This window comes from Streptomyces globisporus C-1027 (assembly GCF_000261345.2).
Taxonomy (GTDB): Bacteria; Actinomycetota; Actinomycetes; order Streptomycetales; family Streptomycetaceae; genus Streptomyces; species Streptomyces pakalii.
Map to the genome: position 1 here is coordinate 5,140,370 of NZ_CP013738.1, position 17,931 is coordinate 5,158,300.

The window sequence follows — 17,931 nt, forward strand, 5'->3', positions numbered from 1 at the left end:
AAGAGTGGACGCGGGATTCGGTAACGCTCCGCAGTGACAGCCGAGTTGAGCGAAATCGATTTCATCCCGTTTAGCACCCGGCTTCCGTTGGAACGGTGTTCGCATGGTGCCGTACAGGTCTCCGATAACTGTTCTCTGCCTGGTGAGACGTGGCTAAAGTGCTGGGGCAGGAGCACGGAGCAGGAGCGATTGCGGTCGGCGTCCCCACGTCGACCGGAGCCGAAACGGGGAGAGCGTGCCGACCGCGATAGCAGTGACGAGCGCAGACCTGGTGCTGCCGCCCACCGACCAGCAGACACCGACCGCCGCTCTGCTCCAGGCCCCCGAGGCCCAGGTGCTGGAGCTGGCGATCGGCGACATGCACCTGCTGCTGGAACAGCACGGGTATGTGATCGCCCTCTACCCCTCGGGCATCCGGCCCGAGCACGAACGCCGCCTCCACTCCATCCGCTCGGTGCTGGAGAGCGACCGGATCGCCCTGGTCAAGGTGGACCTCCCGCCCCTCGGTGTCGCCGTACTGGTGCGTCAGCTGCGGCAGTTGTCCATCTGCGACTTCAGCCCCGGGGTGGTCGCCTCCGCCGCCCGGCTGCTGTCGCACTACATCTACGCGGGTGCCCTCCTCAACTCCGTCGCCCGGCTCGACCGGGTCCCGGTCAGCCTCAAGAGCCACGCCAGGTCCTGGGTCCCCGGCTCCCAGTTCGCCGTGCTCGCCGGCCCCGAGCCGCAGCTGGTGAAAGTGGGTCCGGCCGCCGAACCGCTCGCCGGTCCGGATTTCGGGACGCATCTTCTGGTGGCCAAAGGGAATCTGCAGTCGGAGTGGGTACAGGAGACCCTTGCGCCCTCCTGGAAGGTCCAGGCCATTCACGACACCTCGGTCCCGGCCGACTCACCCCGCTGGTGGGGTACGGGAAAGCTGGTGGAGTTCGCCGCCCATCTCCCGGACCTCTCCGTGCTCTACCAGCTGGTCTCCTCCGTACGCCGGGAAAAGTGTCACTGGTGCGCCATGGAACTCATCGGCGACCGCTGCGCATTCTGTTCCGCGCCTCTTCCGGTTTCGGAGAACCGCGCGCTGCCCGCCGGTGTCCCACACCATGGGGCCGACGAATCACCGGGCCCCTGACGCGACCGCTCCCCGCCACCCGTCCCCGCCCGGCGCCCCCACCCCGCCTCCTCCTCCCGGCCGCGGTGGACACAGCCGTAGATGTAAGCGCGTAACCGCTCCACAGCACGTCATCGCTCCACCGCACGTACCCCGTTCCACCGCACGTGCCCGTTCCACAGCACCGCTCACTCTGTCCGCTGTCCGCTCCACGCATCCGATTCGAACGAGGTTGTCCGGACCATGAACTCCCGCCAGCGCCGCGGCGTGATACTCCTGCTCCTGTCGGTCCTGTGCGCCTTCGCGGCCTTCGCCGGCGTGCTCTCGGTGATCAGCGACGTCAACTCGAAGGTCGGGCCCGAGGTGACGGCGTACCAGCTGAAGACCAACGTGGCGCCGTACACCGCTCTGAACAGCGGCCAGTTCGAGAAGATCAAGATGCCCAAACGGTGGCTCTCGGAGAACGCCGTGACCGACCTGCGGGAGGTCGAGTCGAAGATCGCGGTGACCGAACTCCGCCAAGGCTCGCTGCTCCAGTCGGACATGATGGTTCGCAAGCCCGAACTCCGCGCCGGTGAGCAGGAGATCGCCATCATGATCGACGCCTCCACCGGCGTCGCGGGCAAGATCACGCCCGGCGCCACGGTCAACATCTACGCCACCTTCGCCGGTGAGCAGCAGGGCGACCCGGCCCAGTCGAAGGTCATCGTCGCCAACGCCAAGGTGCTCGACGTCGGCGAGCTCACCGCCCTCGACCCGAGCGCGGACGACCGGGGCACCCGGGCCACCGAAGCCGTGCCGATCACCTTCGCCCTGAACACGCTGGACACCCAGCGCGTCGCCTACGCCGAGTCGTTCGCCGAGCACGTGCGCCTGGCGCTCGTCGCCCCCGGCAGCGACGGCACCATCCGCCCGGGGGACCGCACCTACACGCTCGACAAGGACAAGTGAGGATGGGATGACCACCAGAATCCTCCCGGCCGTCGGCGACATCGACGCGGCCCGCTCCGTCACCACCCTGCTCAGCCAGCTGCCCGACGCCGAACCGGCCACCCCGGTCGGCGACTCCACCCAGCTCATCGACACCCTGGCCCGCCTCGCGGGCGAGGCGCTGGACGAACTGCCCGAGGTGGTGCTGGTCCACGAGCGGATCGGCCCGGTGCCGGCCCTGGAGCTGATCCGGGAGGTGTCGCTGCGGTTCCCGTCCGTCGGCGTCGTCCTGATCACCGCGGACGCCAGCCCGAACCTCTTCGCCGACGCGATGGACTCCGGCGCCCGCGGCCTGGTCACCCTCCCGCTGAGCTACGAGGAACTCGCCAACCGCGTCCAGGCGGCCGCCCAGTGGTCCGCCGGGGTACGCCGCCACCTCACCTCCGGCAACGACGTCTTCACCGGCCCCGGCGGCACCGTGGTCACGGTCACCGGTGCCAAGGGCGGCGTCGGCGCGACCGTCACCGCCATCCAACTCGCCCTGGCCGCCCAGGCGTCCGGCAACACGGTGGCGCTGGTGGACATGGACCTCCAGACCGGGGACATCGCCTCGTTCCTCGACGTCCAGTTCCGCCGCTCGCTGGTCGACCTCGCCCTGATCACCGACATATCGCCCCGCGTGCTGTCCGATGCGGTGTTCTCCCACTCCACCGGCCTCGCCCTGCTCCTCGCCCCCGGCGAGGGCGAACGCGGCGAGGAGGTCAGCGACCGTTCGGCCCGCCAGATCGTCAGCGCCCTGCGCACCCGCTACGAGATCGTCGTCATCGACTGCGGCGGCCAGATGAACGGGGCCAACGCCGCCGCCGTCGAGATGGCGGACGTGGCCCTGCTGGTCACCACCCCCGACGTGGTCGCGGTGCGCGGCGCGAAACGCGTCGTACGGATGTGGGAACGGCTCCAGATCCGCAAGGCGGAGGAGACGATCACCCTCGTCAACCGCTTCACCCGCAACACCGAGATCCAGCCGCCGCTGATCCAGAAGATCACCGGCACCCGGGTCGCCTCGGCGGCGGTCCCCGCGAACTTCAAGGAACTCCAGGCGTCCATCGACTCCGGACGCCTGCACGAACTGGACGCCAAGAGCACGGTCAAGCAGGCGCTCTGGGGCCTGGCCGGAGAGCTGGGCATCGTGAAGGAGAGCGCGACAGGCAAGAAGAGCGGCGGTGCCCTGGTCAAACGGAACAGCGGCGCCTTCAAGAACGACCGGGGCTCGATCGGACGCCCGCGCCGCCGGCGCGACGGCTCCGGCCGCGGCCCCGGGGACTCCGAGGGGACACGTTGAGCGATGACCACCACAAGAACAGCTCGCAGCGGCATACGGGGGCGGATCACCGGCCTTCGTGACCGCCGGGGCCGGGACCGGGGCCAGACGGCCGTCGAGTTCCTGGGCATGACCCCCTTCATCATCCTGATCATGCTCGTGCTCTGGGAGTGCGCCCTGATCGGCTACACGTTCAGCCTCGCGGGCAACGCGGCGGACGTGGGCGCGCGCAAGGGGAGCGGGGCGGAGTTCGCGCCCGGGATGGCGTGCCGGGAGGGTGCGTTGAAGGACCTGCCCGGCGCCTGGCGGAAGGCGGCGGACGTGGACTGCGGTGGGAGCAGCAGCAGCCTGTACGAGGCCACGGTGGAGCTGAAGGTCCCGGTGCTGGTGCCGGGCCTGTTCGACCTCGACGCCAGGATCACGGGCACGGCCGGATCGCCGAGGGAGGAGCAGTCATGGTGACGACACAACCGCACGGCGAGCGCACCCGTCCCGCACGCGCGAAGGCCGACCGGGGCCAGGTGGCCATGGAGTACCTCGGCTTCCTGCCCCTGCTGCTCCTCGTAGCAGTGGCGGCCATCCAGCTCGGCGTCGCCGCGTACGCCGCCAGCCAGGCGGGCACGGCCGCCCGCGCCGGAGCCCGTACGGAAGCCAGCGTGGACGCCCGGGGCAGTGGCGAGAGCAACGCCCGCGACGCGGTGAGCGACTGGGTGGAGGACGGCGGATTCGAGTACCGCAGGACCGGCGGCCGCGACATCACGGTCACCGTCGAGGTGAAGGTGCCCTCCATCGTGCCCGGACTGGACGACTGGACGGCCAGGCGGAGCGCGACGATGCCCAACGAGCACGTCGGCTCCGGCTTCTGAGCCCAGCCCGCCCGGACAACCGACCGCGACGACCGCTACGACCCGACGACCCGACCACTCGACGAGGAGAGTTACGCAGATGAGCCTGCGGGCACGCATGACCGCTCCGGAGGAGCAGGGCGGGGCACGGGAGGACGGCCACCTGGTGGCCACCTACCGGGCCAAGCTGCTGGAGGAGATCGACCTCGCGGAGATGTCCTCGCTGGCCGCCGCCGACCGGCGGGCCCGGCTGGAACGCGTCCTCGGCCACATCATCAGCCGCGAGGGCCCGGTCCTCTCCACGGTCGAGCGCTCGCAGCTGATCCGCCGCGTCGTCGACGAGGCGCTCGGCCTCGGCATCCTGGAACCGCTCCTGGAGGACGCGTCCATCACCGAGATCATGGTCAACGGCCCCGACCAGATCTTCGTCGAACGCAACGGCAGGGTCGAACAGCTCCCGATGCGCTTCGGCTCCCACGAGCAGCTGATGCAGACCATCGAGCGGATCGTGTCGACCGTCAACCGCCGCGTCGACGAGTCCAACCCGATGGTCGACGCCCGCCTCCCCAGCGGCGAACGTGTCAACGTGATCATCCCGCCGCTGTCGCTGACCGGCGCGACGCTCACCATCCGCCGCTTCCCGCGCTCCTTCACCCTCCAGGAGATGATCGGCTTCGGCTCGCTGGACGAGCAGATGCTGGTGCTGCTTGCCGGGCTCGTCCAGGCCAAGCTCAACATCATCGTCTCGGGGGCCACCGGCACCGGCAAGACGACCCTCCTCAACGCGCTCTCCGGGCTGATCCCGAACGCCGAGCGCATCGTCACCATCGAGGACTCCGCCGAACTCCAGCTCCAGCAGAGCCATGTCATCCGGCTGGAGTCCCGCCCGGCCAACGTCGAGGGCAAGGGCCAGATCACCATCCGCGACCTGGTCCGCAACTCGCTGCGTATGCGCCCCGACCGGATCGTCGTCGGTGAGGTCCGAGGCGGCGAGTCGCTCGACATGCTCCAGGCGATGTCCACCGGTCACGACGGCTCGCTGGCCACCGTCCACGCCAACAGCGCCGAGGACGCGCTGATGAGGCTCCAGACCCTCGCCTCGATGTCGGAGGTCGAGATCCCCTTCGAGGCGCTGCACGACCAGATCAACAGCGCCGTCGACGTGATCGTCCAGCTCACCCGGCACGCCGACGGCGCCAGGAAGGTCACCGAGATCGCCGTCCTGGACAGCCACGGCCGGGACCCGTACCGCATCGTCACGGTCGCCCGCTTCAACGCCCAGCCCATGGCACCCGACGGCCGGATCCACGGCGACTTCCAGTACCTCCCGCTGCCCCGGAGGCTCGCCGAGCGCCTCTACCTGGCCAGTCAGCCCATCCCGCAGGCGTTCGGCGTCGCCCAGTCCGCCGAACAGCTCGCCACCCGAGAGGCCAACTAGGTACCGAGCCATGGACAACGTCAACCTCCCCCTGATCACCGTCGGCGTCACGCTGCTGTGCTGCGTGCTCGGCGTGATGGGCCTGTACGCCTACTCCGGCGGCAAGGCCGACCGCGACGCCCTCGTCGAGCGGCTCTCGCACGTCGGGCAGATCCCCGAGACGGGGCGCGTCCGCCGCTTCAAGGGGCTCGACCGCAGGCTGCGCGGCACCGCGCTGGGCCGCAAGCTGGAGCTCAAGCTCGCCGCGACCGGCCTGGACATCACGCCCGGCGAGTTCCTCGTCTACGCGGTCGTCGCGATGGCGGGGCTCTGGATGATCGCCTCCTCCATGCTCGCCGCGTTCTTCGGCCCGGTCGCCGCGCTGATCGGCCTCTGGGGCACCAACGCGTTCCTCAACTGGCAGCGGATCAAGCGCACCGAGCGCTTCATCAACCAGCTCCCCGAGCTCTCCCGCATCCTCGCCAACGCCACCCAGGCGGGCCTGGCCCTGCGCACCTCACTGTCCATGGCCGCCGAGGAGCTGGAGAACCCGGCCGGCGAGGAACTGGCCCGAGTGGCACGGCGCTTGGCCGTGGGCGAACCGCTGGAGGACGCACTGAGCGAGCTGACCGACCGCCTCCCCTCCCGCGAACTGGTCGTCCTGGTCACGACGCTGGTCCTCTCCAACCGGGCCGGCGGTACGGTCGTCAGCTCTTTGCGCAACCTCACCGAGACCCTGGAGGAGCGCAAGGAGACCCGCCGCGAGGTCAAGACCCAGCTCTCCCAGGTCACCGTCACCGCCTACGCCGTCCCCATCTTCGGCATCGGCGCGATGCTCCTGATGAACGCGGTCATGCCCGGCGCCCTGGACCGGATGACGGGCGCGTTCATCGGCCAGGCGGCGGTGGTCGTGGCGATCGTCCTGTACGCGATCGGATTCGTCGTGATCCGCCGCCTGTCCCGTATCGACGTCTGACGAGCTGACGAGCTGAGGGGAAGAAACCGCCATGGACCTGCTGCTAGCTCTCGTCGTCGGACTCGCCGTGTACGGGGCCATCCACGGCATCCGGATGTACCGGGCCGACGCCAAACTCCCCGGCGACCTGGCCATCGCCCTGGAGTCCGGCTCCTCCCGCACCAGCGCTGTCGGCTCCGGAATCGACCGCCTGGGCATCCGGTGGGCCCCCATGGTCCTGCGGATGATGGGCCCCAAGGCCGTCAACAAGAAGCGCCGCCAGATCGACCTGGCGGGCAACCCCGGCGGCCTCACCATCGACCGCTACGCCGCCCGCCGCGCGGTTTACGGCGCGCTGGGCCTGCTCGGCGCGTTCTCCATGCTCCTGCGCGGCCAGCTCTTCCTGGCCCTCCTGATGGTCGCCTTCGGCCTGTTCTGGGTGGAGGCCGGCATCTGGTCGGCCATCCGGGTCCGCCGCGAGCACATCGAACGCACCCTGCCGGACTTCCTCGACGTCCTGGCGGTCGTCGTCTCCGCCGGACTCGGCTTCCGGCAGGCGCTGGACCGGGTCGCGGAGAAGTACGAAGGCCCGTGGTCCGACGAACTGCGCATCACACTCCGCCAGATGGACATGGGCGTCAGCCGCCGGCAGGCCTTCGAGGAACTGCGCAGACGCAACGACTCCGAACAGGTCGCCATGTTCGTCACGACGCTCCAGCAGGGCGAGGAGCTGGGCGCCCCGATCGTCGAGACGCTGATCCAGATCGCCAACGACATGCGACGCACCGACGCCCAGAACGCCCGCCGCAAGGCGGCCAAGGCGGTCCCGAAGGCGACGTTCGCGGTGACCACGTTCCTCCTGCCCGGCACGCTCCTGCTGCTCACGGTCGGATTCGTGTACGGAGCCGACGTCGACTTCGGGGCACTCACGGGCGGATGACATGAACGACGGCCGGGATGGGGACGGAGACCCCGGAGCAGCTTTACGGGACACGAGACGGAGGTGACAGGCGCATGGCATACCAGCTGGGCAGCGCGCAGCCCGGACTGGCCGCGGAACTGACCCGCGCCCACACCGGCACCCCGGCCCGCCCGGCGTTCGCCATCCAGGTCAACGCGCTCCAGGCGATGTGCCGCCAGGTCTTCGGCTTCCGGCTGGCGATGATCGCGATAGCGACTCCGTACGCCATCAGCCACACGGCGCCCGGCCTGCCCACGTGGTTCATCGGCTCGGCGATCCTGGTCACCTTCATGGGCTCGTACGTCCTGTTCCGGGACTGGGAGCGCTTCGGCCCGATCCTGCTGCGCCACCCCTGGCTCTTGGCCGTCGACGCGCTCTTCGGCGCCCTGCTCCTGATCACAGCGACCCCCGAGTCGACCCTTGCGTACGTCACCGTCTGCACCCCGCTGCTGGCGGGCCTGATCCACGGCTGGCGCGGCGCGGCGGTCTTCGCGGCGCTCCAGGTGCTCATCGTCATCGGCGTGTACGCGAGCGTCCCGAAACTGGAGAGCAGCGGCCCGACGGCTCTCCTCCTCCCCGGCTTCTGCGTGATCGCGGGCGCGGTCGGGGTCACCCTGCGCAACCTGCTCCTGCGCTTCGGGACGGCCACCCAGGCGCTGACCGAGACCCGGGCGCGGCTGGCGGTGAACGAGGCGGTGGAGGCCGAACGCACCCGCCTGGCACGGGAGATGCACGACTCGGTCGCCAAGACCCTGCACGGCCTGGCACTGGCCGCCGACGGCCTGGCCGGCTCGGCGGACCGCATGGACCCGCCCACCGTGAAACTCCAGGCGGAGCTGGTCGCCCGGGCCGCCCGCCGGGCCGCCGCCGAGTCCCGCGAACTGCTCACGGACCTGCGTCGCGAACAGGGCTTGGAGGGCGGCGTCGACCTGGTGTCCGAACTGGCGGCCCACGCAGAGGACTTCACCGCGCGCCACCCGATCACGGCCACCTTCCGCCGCCTGTCCGAGGAGACCCCGGTCCCCCCGGTCCCGCAGGCGGTGGCCCGCCAGCTCCTCACGGTCGCCTCGGAGGCCATGGAGAACGCACACCGCCACGCCTCCCCGACGTACCTGATCGTCCTCGCGGGCGTGAAGGGCGACATGCTCCGCGTCACCGTGTACGACGACGGCCGCGGCCTGCCCGCCGGAACGACCCTGGAAGGGCTGCGCCGGGCGGGCCACTTCGGCCTGGTCGGCATGGTGGAGCGGGCCGCGTCGATCGGGGCCCGGATCAGGATCGGCCGGGGGAAGGCGGAGAAGGGGACGGAGGTGCGGGTGGAACTGCCGCTGGCGGCGCTGGCGGGCGGGTCCGCGGAGAGCCCGTCGCCGGCTCCTCGGCCCGCTTCCGTACCCGTGCCGCCCGTACCTGTTTCCGCACCGGCACCAGCACAGGCGCCGACGGCCGAGAAGACCACGACTTCTGCCATCCCCACCCATAACCCTCGACCCTGAGAGGAGGTCGCAGCATGCCGGACGATGTCTCCCCTGCGCCGGACCGCTACGGGGCGGCGGCTCACCGCCCCGCCCCCCAGCACCCGTCGCCGCCCATCCCGCTCACCCCGGCCCCCGACCCACGGAACACGGCGATCCCGTCCCCGTCCCCGCCCCCGTTCTTCCCGGGACCCGCCGCTCCGGCCGCCGAACGCCTCCGGGTGGTGGTCGCGGACGACAACCCGGTGGTCCGGGCCGGCCTGGGCGTACTGCTGTCCGGCCGGGCGGACATCCAGGTGGTCGCGGAGGCGGCGGACGGCCGGGAAGCGTACGAGAGGACGCTCGAACACCGCCCCGACGTCGTCCTGCTGGACGTCCGCATGCCGGGCGTGGACGGCATCTCGGCCCTGCCGCACCTGGTCGGCATCGCACCCGTGCTGATGCTGACGTACAGCCGCGAGAGCGAGATCGTCCACGAGGCGCTGCGGCTGGGCGCGGGCGGCTATCTGGTGCACGGCGAGTTCACGGCGAACCAGCTGGTCCAGGCGGTACGCGACACGAAGGACGGCCGCGCCAACTTCACCGTCACCGCCGCGGACGCCCTCCTGGCCCATATGCGCCACGGCACGCCGTCCCAGCGGGGTCCGCTCCCCGAGGGCCTGGGCTCGGCACTGGCGACGGCACCGGTCCCACCGCCCCCGCACACCGCCGAACCTTCGGAAAGCCTTTCGCAACTGCAACCAGTTGTGGGACAGTCTTCTGTATCCGGGGGGTCGGTATCCTCCCCCAACAGGCAGCAGTACGGGCTGAGTTCGAGGGAGGTGGAGGTCATGGACCTGATTGCGTCCGGAATGAGTAATCAGCAGATCGCCGCCACCTGCTTCATCAGTGAGAAGACGGTCAAGAACCACATCAACCGCATCTTCACGAAGCTCCACAGCGCCACCCGCAGCGAGGCCATCGCCCACTGGCTCGGCACCGCGCCCCGGAACCCCGGGCGGCAGCCGTGACCATGGCCGAGCGATTCCGCAACGCGGGGACCCAGAAGGACCTTTGGGCCCGGGAATGGGCCCACGGGCCCTCTGTGGGCGTGCGGATTCTCCCCTATGTTTCTCATGTCGCCAGCGGCACCGGCCAGGAGGAAGCCGGTAAAGAGGGCGGCGCCGCAGAAACGTGCGAGTCGGCCGGCAACCGGTCGGCCGAACCCGGAGGGGAACACCATGTCGGACATCACCGTGAAGACCGCCGTCCGCGTCAACGGCTGGGCCAACACCGCCGTCAGCGCGATCCAGAAGCGCTACGCGGCGAAGGACCGGGGGCAGACGGCGTTCGAGTACCTGGGGATCATTCTGGTGGTCGTGGCGATCATCGGGGCGATCGCGGCCTCCGGGATCGGCGGGAACATCTCCAGCCGCATCGACGGACTGGTGACCTCCATCGTCTCGGGCTGATGCGCAAGCGCCAACACGGCGACGCAGGGCAGGCCTTCCCCATCTACATCATGATGGTGGCGGGCCTGCTCTTCCTTGCGTTGGCCTTCTTCGCTGTCGGTAAGGCATCGGCTCTGCGCAACGGTTCCCAGGGAGCGGCTGACGCTGCTGCTTTGGCCGCCGCCCAGCAGGCACGTGACGACTTCGGGACGGGCTTCTACGCCTCGCTCCCCACCAACATGCTGGACGTGTTCCTCAACACGCTTTTTTCTGCGCCCTGTTACGAGGCGGACCGTCTCGCAGCGGCCAACGACGCCAGGCGGACCTCGTGCTATCCGACTCCTGGATATCTTCGCGACCGGATCACGGTCGAGGTCGAGGGCCTGAAGGCGGTCGACTCCTCGGTGCTGCCCGGCTCGGAGAACAAGAAGGCCAAGGCCAAAGCAACCGCACTCATCGAGTTCCGGTGCCCCCGCCCGAAGGCTGTGGACGCCAACAGCGACGGAATCATGGACCTTTTCATCTTCACGTGCCGGAACGGCAAGGTTCTCGAGATCGCACCGGGCAGCCCTCCACCGTGGGAGACGGTGAGCAGGACTCTCTTTGACGTGCGGTTGGTCGACCAGTGACAGCGAAGCGAACGACGAGTAGAGGAATCGGACCATGAGCATGCGGCGGACCACGACGACCAGAAGGGCCATGGCGGCTGTCAGCATGACCGCTGCCCTGGCCTTTGCTCTCGCCGGCTGTGGCGACGACGGAGGCGAGAAGCCCGGCAACGAGGGCTCCAGCGCGCCGCCCGCCCCTGCCAGCCCTTCCGCGGAGGACAAGGGCGAGTCGCAGCAGGAGGACACGGCTGCGGGCGAGAACGTGGACCCGGATGTGAAACTGGCGGAGACACGCGGGCAAGGTGGGCTCGTTCTGGTCGTCAACGAGGTCAAGCGGGACTCCGGCGGATTCCTGACCGTGCAGGGGGCGATCACCAACGAAGGGGACCAGGCGCGAACCACTTCGGGCTGGGCCGGCTCGGAAGTGAACATCGTGAACAAGAACCCCAACTCGGTCGCCGGTGCGACGCTGGTCGACAAGGCGGGGAAGAAGCGTTACTACGTACTGCGGGACACGGATTCCCGCTGCCTGTGCACTACGGCGATCACGTCCCTCGCCCCGGGCAAGTCGGCTCCGATCTTCATGCAGTTCCCCGCCCCGCCGCAGGACACGACCGAGGTCGACTTCAACCTTCCGACCTTCGCCACCACCTCGCTGAAGATTTCTGGGTGAACGCGGCCATGAAGACCACCCAGCGCCCCCGGGCGGCGCGCAGCGTAGGGCAAGCCGTAGCCGTCGCCGTGCTGATCGCCGGCACGACGCTGCTCGGTGCGTCACCTTCGTACGCGGACGACGGCCCGAGCGTGCCGCCCGGGACGGAGGCGACGTCGGAGCCGCCCGTCCCCGTCGACCCGAACGACCCCGACCTCAAGATGCCCGAGGGTGGCACCCTCGCCCCCGGCCGCGTTCTCGACATCGTCCAGGTCGTCGAGGACCTCGGCGGCGAGGAGCGCCGCGAGGACAGCAACGCCGACATCAAGTTCGCGCTCCAGGCGGAAGTCCTCTTCGGCAAGGACAGCGCCAAGCTCAGCTCGGCGGCCAACGCCCGTATCGCCGCCATCGCCGAGGAGATCAAGAAGCAGAACGCGACCAAGGTCCGCGTCTTCGGCTTCACCGACAACCTCGGTTCCTCGGCCCACGGCGACGTCCTGTCCAAGCAGCGGGCCGACGCCGTGCACGGGGTCCTGTCGAAGCAGCTCGGCCCCACCGTCACGTACGAGATCCGGGGCTACGGCGAGCAGTACCCGATCGCCAGCAACAGCAACGAAGAGGGCCGGAAGAAGAACCGCCGCGTGGAGGTCTCCTTCCCGCGCGGAGAGGGGTCCTGACCTCTCCCCACCCCCGGGCCCCCGCACCCCGAAACCCGCGCCCGCCGTCGTTCTTCCCACGACGGCGGGCGCGGGTGTGCCGTCCGAGGCCACACCGCCAGGGCAGGAATCCGGCCACATGTCCGCCGACACCGTCACCCGAACGGCGGACCCTCGTTGGTGTTGTGGGCCGGAATCCGGACTGCCCGGCGTAGCAGACTGTGACACGCCGCGCGCCGCAGCCACCTGCACAGGCAGGTGGCTGCCGCGGTGCGCATACGAACAGTCGTCGAGGAAGGTGTGATGGGTGTGGAGGCCCACGCGACGAACGAACGCGTGACGGGACGCCGGTGGACGGTGCGGCTGGACCCGGTCGGCCGTGGTCGTGCGGACGTACGCGTCTCGTGCAGCCGCCCGGCCTGCGCCGCGCAGGTGCTGCCCTCCGCCGCCGACGGCCGTACGGCGGCGATCGCGCACCTCAAGGCCCACCTGCGCGCCGGGCCGGCCCCCCGCCCCTCCGTGCACTGCGCCTGTCGGGCCGAGGAGTGCCATACGCACATCCGCCCCGCCGGGCCGCGCGAGCGCCCCGTGCCCTGGCGGTGCGGGGGAGCGGTCGTCCTGGCCGTCATCACGGACCGGGAAGGGCGCTGGTGGCAGGTCATGGAATGCTGCTCGCGCTGCGCCGCCGCCCACCCCACCGCGAAGGTCGTCGCCACGGCTCCGGCCGCCGAGGCATCGGCGAGGAACGACGGGTTCCGGGCCGACGCCCCAGCCCCCGCGACCCCCGGCGGCCCCGCAGCCACCACGCCGACCTTCTCGGCGATCAGCCCGCAGTTCTCGCACAGCGCGACCGCCACCGCCACCGGCACCGCCGTCCCCCAGCAGGCGTCGGCGCCCCGGTCCGCCGCCCGCTCCGCCCCCCGGTCCGCGAGGCCGACGCGGAAGCGCCCCCCGCGAGGGAGGATCGCTCAGCGCCTCGTCCCCCACGACCTGCGGCCCGTCGCGCTCCGGGACGAACTCACCGAGCTCGGCGAGCTCTTCCGCGCCTACCAGGCACGCACCGAACCCGACCTCGCGATGCTCGCCGACCTCCACGCGCGTAAAGCGGAGGCCTTCAACGCCTGGGCCGAAGTCACCGCCGACACCGGTCTGCGCCTCGACGCCCGGCGGGCCGAACAGGCCGCGGCCACCGCCCGCCTCCAGCATCTGCACCGCATCGGCCAGGCCCCGGACGGCGAAGGGCCCGCTGTCGTACGGCTGCTGACCGCCCCCGCGCAGTGGAACCACGCCCGAGCCGTCCTGGCACACGTGGCCGAGAACGCCCCCCTGCCGGGAGCCGAGGCGCGCCTGCTGGTGGTGATGGTGACGCTGCGCACCGCGCAGTCCGGGGTCGGCAACCTGGTCGGGCAGGACATCAAGGGGCTGCCCCTGCAGGATCCCGAGCACCTGGTGGGGCAGTTGGTGGAGTCCGGCTGGCTCGGCATCTCCGGGACCGTCGAGGAACTGATCGCCTCCCGCCCGGAGAGCCCCACCCGGATCAGCGTGCCGTCCCTCACGCCCGACGAGGACGACCCGGGGCCGTTCACGTTCGGCAGGAAGCTGCGCCCCAAGCTCAGCGGATGGGCCCAGCGGGTCGTCGGGGAGAAGAAGCTCCGCAAGGGCAAGACCGGGGCCGACGTACGGCTCCTGGCCCTGGCCCTGGCCACCGGAGCCGACGGCGAAGGACTGCTGGGGCCCGGAGGGGAGGGCATCGGCCTGGACGCCCTGTCCTCGTGGTGCTCCGTCGACCCCGCTGATCTGCCGGACCTCGTGGACCGGCTGACCGCCGCGGACTGGCTGGCGGAGGCCGACGTCACCGACACCCTCCTCACCGGCCGGCTGACCGAACGCGTCCTCCCGCTCGGCTGCCCGCTGACCTGAGGAGCGGAACGCGCCCCAGGTTCCCTGGCAGCCCCAGGGTCCCCGGCAGCCGCAGGGTCCCCGGCAGCCCCAGGTTCCCTGGCAGCCGCAGGCCCGCCGGGCCCGCGGCCTTCAGGAAACCCCGAGCTGACCCGCCAGATCCGCCAGGTCCTCCGCATGGAGGTCGAAGCGGTCCGAGGGCGCGGGCGGGTCGCCGACCGGGCGGGCCACATACGCCGTGCGCAGGCCCATCGCCTGCGCGCCGCGCAGGTCCCAGGCATGGGCGGCGACCATCAGCAGGCGCTCCGGCGGCAGCCCGGCGACGGTGACGGCCAGCCGGTAGACCGCCGGATCCGGCTTGTACGTACGGGCGTCCTCCGCGGACAGGGCCTGGTGCCAGCGCAGCCCGGCGTGGGCGTTCAGCTCCAGCAGCGCCGTCCGGCTCGCGTTGGAGAGGCCGATCAGCGGGAAGTGCCCGGCGAGGCGGGCGAGCCCCGCCACGGTGTCGGGCCACGGCGGGAGACGGCGGGCCGCCCGGGCCAGCGACTCCACGGCGTCCGGGTCCGCCACCGCCCCCGGACCCTCCGCTCCGGCCGCCCGCGCCACGACCTCGGCCGCCTCACGGTCCAGGGCGTCGCTCGGGAGATAGGGCCGGTCGCCGTCGACGATGCGGCGTTGCTCGCGCTCGATGTGCCGCTGCCACACCAGCAGAAGCCGTTCGGTCCCGGGGCCGTCCGGGTTCGAGGACGGGGCGAGCGCGCTGATGCCCGCGCGCAGTCCGGCCGGTTCGTCGACGAGCGTCCCCAGCACATCGAACACGACGGCGTCGATCGTCAGCACTGCCATGGCGAGGTCTCCTCCAGAAGACGGCCCAGAAGGTGGTCGGCAGAGGGAACAACGTCCCCAGCGCCCCTCTCCATGCCCCTCCAGCCCTACTTCACCGTGATCGACCCCACGAACGCGTCCAGGTCCTCCGCGTCCACCGCGTCCTTCACCGCGTTCAGACGCACCACGAACGGAACGCCCTTCGCGTCCACCCCCGCGACCAGGACCCCGGTCATCGGTGTCCCCCTGTTCGGGGTGTCCTCCTGGCCGTCCGCCGTGAAGTCGTAGTCGATCCGGCGTGCTTCGCGGGCTTCGCCGGCGTCCTCCGGGCCCGCGAGGCGGACGTCGTCCGTCGCCTTGCGGGTGGAGTTGAGGCCGATGCCGGCGCCCGCCGCTGCCGCCGCCCCGGCTGCGTCGTGCACGCCCGTGGCGAAGTCCAGCTGGACCGAGACCATGCCGGTCCGGATGCCGTCCTCCTCCTTGAGCGCGACGGCCGCGTTGGCCTTGGCCCGCTCGCCCGCAGGCTGCTCCGCGTACCCCTCGCTCTTCGGGTAGCCGACGCTCAGGCTGCCGGTCTCCAGGGTGCCCCAGCCCTCGGGTACGGACGCCTTGTCCGCGTCGCCGCCGCATCCGGTCAGCAGCACGGCCGCCACCGCGACGGCCACGGCGACAGCCGTCATCCGCCCCGGAGCATTCCGCGTGCTCTGCGTGCTCCGCGTGCTCCGCGTCCTGGTCCTCATCGACGTACTCATCGTCCGGCCCATCGCCGTACTCATCGCCGTACTCATCGACTCCGTCACCGCCGTTCAGTTCGCGCAGTAGCTGTACGGAAGATACGTGCGCGCGTCGCCCCGCGGCGCCCCGAGGAACTGTGCGTCCGTCAGCGTCTCCTTCTTCTCCTCCGTGGAGAGCGAGAACCCGAGGCTCATCCCGAGCGAGATCTCGAAGCCGAACTCCTGGGCGTCGCTCTCGCCCGTGTACCGCATGGTGCTGGACAGCCCGTCCTCGAACATCAGCTGCTGGAACGGGTCGTTGCCGTCCGGGCGGTTCTCCATGCCGTGGTCGCCGAAGAGGTACTCGAAGGGGGCCGTGTTGTTGCCGGAGCCGTCCAGCCACTGTTCGGCGATGCCCCGCTTGGCCTCGGTCGCCGCGTCCGTGTCCTTGCCGAAGACGATCGAGTTCGTCACGACGTCGATGCCCGTCTCGCCCGAGGAGTCCGACGCGCTGCCCTTGCCGCCCCGCTTGTCCTGGCCGCTCTCGCCGTTGTCGCCGCCGACCTCGACCTTGCCGGACGTCGAACCGCTCTCCACGGTCTGCGTCATGTCGATACGGACGATCTTCCCGGTCTTCTGGTCGCGCGTGACGGTGATGGCGCCGGTACGGTTCTGCTTGCCGCCCACCGTGCCCTTGACCGGGCCCACGTTCCCGCCCGCCTTGCCCTCCAGTTCGAGCTTGGCGGTGTACGTGGACGACTCGTTGCCGTTCACATCGTCCTTGGTGATCGTCACCTCGGGCGAGAACGTCGCCTTGCCGCCCAGCTTCGCGCCCAGCTCGTCCTCGTCGCCGCCCTTGACGGAGAGGCCGCCGTCCGCATAGGCGTTGAGGCCGACGGTCGAGTAGGAGATCTTCTTGTCGCCGATCTTCTTCTCGATGTCCTCCTTCTTCTCCGCCCACTTCATCGCGGAGTACCAGCCGCCGCCGTAGCCGCCGCTGTGCTTGGTGGAGGTCTCCCACATCTTCATCTCCTCGATGTCGTCCCGCATCCGCTGAGCCTCCTCCTCGCTCGCGAAGATCCAGGTGTCACCGTTGGTGATCTTGATGCCGCCGCCGATGTCGACATCCGCCTTGCCCAGGCTGCCGAGCTTGACGCCCGGCGTGCTGGCGGTGGCCCCGGCGGACGCGGCGTCGGTGAACGTCATCGAGACGACCTTGTCCTTGCCGTCGACCGTGCCGTCGCCGTTCACATCGGTGCCGGCCTGGGAGACCTTCTGCTGGAAGCCGTACTCCTCGCCCCACTCGAACCAGCCGATCTTGACCTTCCCGCCCGCCGTGTCCGAGATGCTGGAGACCTGGCACATCTTCGGTTCGTAGTCCGCGTCCGTCTTCGGCTTCGCCTCGGGGTCCTGGCCGCCGGACGCACAGGAGCCGCCGCCACCGGCCAGCGAGCTGATCGCACACCGCAGCCGCTCCCCGATCTTGCCGCCGACCCCGGCCATCGCCATCGCGCCGATCAGCATCGTGACGAGGACGACGAGCCCCAGGTACTCCATCGCCGTCGCGCCGCTGTCCCGCCAGTTGTACGCGTACCGGGGCGGCTCCGGGGTGCGCGTGGCGCGCTCCTCCAGCAGCCGGTCGACGGCCACCCCCGACGCCGCGCCCGCCGCCAGTGACACGGCGGGCATGAGGACGCCCTCGATGCCGATGACGTCCCCCGCGACGGCGAAGCCGTACAGCAGCCCTGCCAGCGGTACGGGCAGGGCCGCGAGCAGATACACCGTGCGGGAGGACTCGCGGTGCTCCTCGGGAAGGACGCGGGTCGCCGCCAGCACCGTCAGCAGCGTCACGACGAGGGCGGGCAGGTGGAGCAGGGCCAGCCGCCAGCCGAACGTCTCCAGCCGCTCCTCGGTGGCCAGCAGGTCGACCAGGACCCGGCTCATGACGAACCCGAGAGCGAGGTAGACCAGGCCGCCGATCACCCAGCTCCGGGTCAACGCGAAGAAGCGGCTGCCCTGTTGGGGCCGGTACGGGACACCGGAGGCGGCGATGCCGTGGTGTCCCAGCGGTATGTGCCCCGCGCTCCGGTCTCCCCGGGCCCGGCCCCGGTCTGCGCCCCCGTCACCGCTCACGGTGCACCCTCTCCT

19 protein-coding genes are annotated in these 17,931 nt (G+C 70.6%); 16 read left to right on the top strand and 3 right to left on the bottom strand.

Annotated elements, in window-relative coordinates; genetic code table 11:
- Positions 1-253: 253 nt before the first annotated feature.
- From WQO_RS22780 to WQO_RS22850, 15 genes are all read left to right on the top strand, one after another.
- Positions 254-1,120, top strand: coding sequence for a hypothetical protein (locus tag WQO_RS22780; protein ID WP_193407227.1), 867 nt, complete (start codon positions 254-256; stop codon positions 1,118-1,120).
- Positions 1,121-1,342: 222 nt separating this feature from the next.
- Positions 1,343-2,050, top strand: a complete 708-nt coding sequence (gene cpaB / locus WQO_RS22785; protein ID WP_010058440.1) for a Flp pilus assembly protein CpaB — start codon at positions 1,343-1,345, stop codon at positions 2,048-2,050.
- Positions 2,051-2,057: 7 nt separating this feature from the next.
- Positions 2,058-3,371 (top strand): CpaE/TadZ family protein, encoded by a 1,314-nt coding sequence (locus tag WQO_RS22790; RefSeq protein WP_010058439.1) that lies wholly within the window; start codon positions 2,058-2,060, stop codon positions 3,369-3,371.
- A gap of 3 nt (positions 3,372-3,374) precedes the next feature.
- Entirely contained in the window at positions 3,375-3,812 is a 438-nt protein-coding gene (locus WQO_RS22795; RefSeq protein ID WP_010058438.1) for a TadE family protein, read from the top strand.
- Positions 3,806-4,216, top strand: a complete 411-nt coding sequence (locus WQO_RS22800; RefSeq protein WP_010058436.1) for a TadE/TadG family type IV pilus assembly protein — start codon at positions 3,806-3,808, stop codon at positions 4,214-4,216. The genes WQO_RS22795 and WQO_RS22800 overlap by 7 nt, the downstream gene beginning before the upstream one ends.
- A 79-nt stretch (positions 4,217-4,295) precedes the next feature.
- Complete coding sequence (locus tag WQO_RS22805) at positions 4,296-5,633, top strand: CpaF family protein (RefSeq protein WP_010058434.1); 1,338 nt, start codon at positions 4,296-4,298, stop codon at positions 5,631-5,633.
- Positions 5,634-5,643: 10 nt separating this feature from the next.
- Positions 5,644-6,588, top strand: a complete 945-nt coding sequence (locus WQO_RS22810) for a type II secretion system F family protein (RefSeq protein ID WP_010058433.1) — start codon at positions 5,644-5,646, stop codon at positions 6,586-6,588.
- Between the two features lie 31 nt (positions 6,589-6,619).
- Complete coding sequence (locus WQO_RS22815; RefSeq protein WP_010058431.1) at positions 6,620-7,507, top strand: DUF5936 domain-containing protein; 888 nt, start codon at positions 6,620-6,622, stop codon at positions 7,505-7,507.
- A gap of 74 nt (positions 7,508-7,581) precedes the next feature.
- A complete protein-coding gene (locus WQO_RS22820) occupies positions 7,582-9,021 on the top strand; it encodes a sensor histidine kinase (RefSeq protein ID WP_010058430.1) in 1,440 nt (479 codons plus the stop codon).
- A gap of 14 nt (positions 9,022-9,035) precedes the next feature.
- Positions 9,036-10,010 (top strand): response regulator transcription factor, encoded by a 975-nt coding sequence (locus tag WQO_RS22825; protein ID WP_010058429.1) that lies wholly within the window; start codon positions 9,036-9,038, stop codon positions 10,008-10,010.
- 210 nt (positions 10,011-10,220) lie between these two features.
- Complete coding sequence (locus WQO_RS22830) at positions 10,221-10,451, top strand: hypothetical protein (RefSeq protein WP_010058428.1); 231 nt, start codon at positions 10,221-10,223, stop codon at positions 10,449-10,451.
- The gene (locus tag WQO_RS22835; protein WP_010058427.1) at positions 10,451-11,059 is read left to right on the top strand and encodes a pilus assembly protein TadG-related protein; all 609 of its coding nucleotides are present in this window, start codon (positions 10,451-10,453) and stop codon (positions 11,057-11,059) included. Before WQO_RS22830 ends, WQO_RS22835 begins: the two co-directional genes overlap by 1 nt.
- A 34-nt stretch (positions 11,060-11,093) precedes the next feature.
- On the top strand, positions 11,094-11,711 hold the full coding sequence (locus WQO_RS22840; RefSeq protein ID WP_058954071.1) for a hypothetical protein: 618 nt from the start codon (positions 11,094-11,096) through the stop codon (positions 11,709-11,711).
- Between the two features lie 8 nt (positions 11,712-11,719).
- Positions 11,720-12,367 (top strand): OmpA family protein, encoded by a 648-nt coding sequence (locus WQO_RS22845; protein WP_032747640.1) that lies wholly within the window; start codon positions 11,720-11,722, stop codon positions 12,365-12,367.
- Between the two features lie 282 nt (positions 12,368-12,649).
- Positions 12,650-14,266 carry a hypothetical protein gene (locus tag WQO_RS22850; RefSeq protein ID WP_058954072.1) on the top strand — a complete coding sequence of 539 codons (1,617 nt, stop codon included), beginning with the start codon at positions 12,650-12,652 and terminating at the stop codon, positions 14,264-14,266.
- A gap of 111 nt (positions 14,267-14,377) precedes the next feature.
- Here the strand turns inward: WQO_RS22850 and WQO_RS22855 are convergent, their stop codons facing one another.
- The gene (locus WQO_RS22855; RefSeq protein ID WP_010063391.1) at positions 14,378-15,091 is read right to left on the bottom strand and encodes a haloacid dehalogenase type II; all 714 of its coding nucleotides are present in this window, start codon (positions 15,089-15,091) and stop codon (positions 14,378-14,380) included.
- 86 nt (positions 15,092-15,177) lie between these two features.
- Complete coding sequence (locus tag WQO_RS22860) at positions 15,178-15,750, bottom strand: hypothetical protein (protein WP_010063390.1); 573 nt, start codon at positions 15,748-15,750, stop codon at positions 15,178-15,180.
- 19 nt (positions 15,751-15,769) lie between these two features.
- On the opposite strand from WQO_RS22860, the gene WQO_RS37165 reads away from it, so the two are divergent.
- Positions 15,770-15,892 (top strand): hypothetical protein, encoded by a 123-nt coding sequence (locus WQO_RS37165; protein ID WP_257721863.1) that lies wholly within the window; start codon positions 15,770-15,772, stop codon positions 15,890-15,892.
- Here the strand turns inward: WQO_RS37165 and WQO_RS22865 are convergent.
- On the bottom strand, positions 15,877-17,916 hold the full coding sequence (locus tag WQO_RS22865) for a hypothetical protein (protein WP_010063389.1): 2,040 nt from the start codon (positions 17,914-17,916) through the stop codon (positions 15,877-15,879). The two genes, WQO_RS37165 and WQO_RS22865, sit on opposite strands and share 16 nt — an antisense overlap.
- Positions 17,917-17,931 lie beyond the last annotated feature (15 nt).

Excerpts from the sequence above, each read along its gene's own strand:
- WQO_RS22800 (WP_010058436.1), top strand. The coding sequence starts at position 3,806 with ATGGTGACGACACAACCGCACGGCGAGCGCACCCGTCCCGCACGCGCG.
- WQO_RS22830 (WP_010058428.1), top strand. The coding sequence starts at position 10,221 with ATGTCGGACATCACCGTGAAGACCGCCGTCCGCGTCAACGGCTGGGCC.
- WQO_RS22850 (WP_058954072.1), top strand. The coding sequence starts at position 12,650 with ATGGGTGTGGAGGCCCACGCGACGAACGAACGCGTGACGGGACGCCGG.
- WQO_RS22820 (WP_010058430.1), top strand. The coding sequence starts at position 7,582 with ATGGCATACCAGCTGGGCAGCGCGCAGCCCGGACTGGCCGCGGAACTG.
- WQO_RS22855 (WP_010063391.1), bottom strand. The coding sequence starts at position 15,091 with ATGGCAGTGCTGACGATCGACGCCGTCGTGTTCGATGTGCTGGGGACG.
- WQO_RS22805 (WP_010058434.1), top strand. The coding sequence starts at position 4,296 with ATGAGCCTGCGGGCACGCATGACCGCTCCGGAGGAGCAGGGCGGGGCA.
- cpaB (WP_010058440.1), top strand. The coding sequence starts at position 1,343 with ATGAACTCCCGCCAGCGCCGCGGCGTGATACTCCTGCTCCTGTCGGTC.
- WQO_RS22860 (WP_010063390.1), bottom strand. The coding sequence starts at position 15,750 with ATGACGGCTGTCGCCGTGGCCGTCGCGGTGGCGGCCGTGCTGCTGACC.
- WQO_RS22845 (WP_032747640.1), top strand. The coding sequence starts at position 11,720 with ATGAAGACCACCCAGCGCCCCCGGGCGGCGCGCAGCGTAGGGCAAGCC.
- WQO_RS22840 (WP_058954071.1), top strand. The coding sequence starts at position 11,094 with ATGAGCATGCGGCGGACCACGACGACCAGAAGGGCCATGGCGGCTGTC.
- WQO_RS22815 (WP_010058431.1), top strand. The coding sequence starts at position 6,620 with ATGGACCTGCTGCTAGCTCTCGTCGTCGGACTCGCCGTGTACGGGGCC.
- WQO_RS22790 (WP_010058439.1), top strand. The coding sequence starts at position 2,058 with ATGACCACCAGAATCCTCCCGGCCGTCGGCGACATCGACGCGGCCCGC.
- WQO_RS22810 (WP_010058433.1), top strand. The coding sequence starts at position 5,644 with ATGGACAACGTCAACCTCCCCCTGATCACCGTCGGCGTCACGCTGCTG.
- WQO_RS22825 (WP_010058429.1), top strand. The coding sequence starts at position 9,036 with ATGCCGGACGATGTCTCCCCTGCGCCGGACCGCTACGGGGCGGCGGCT.
- WQO_RS22795 (WP_010058438.1), top strand. The coding sequence starts at position 3,375 with ATGACCACCACAAGAACAGCTCGCAGCGGCATACGGGGGCGGATCACC.
- WQO_RS22835 (WP_010058427.1), top strand. The coding sequence starts at position 10,451 with ATGCGCAAGCGCCAACACGGCGACGCAGGGCAGGCCTTCCCCATCTAC.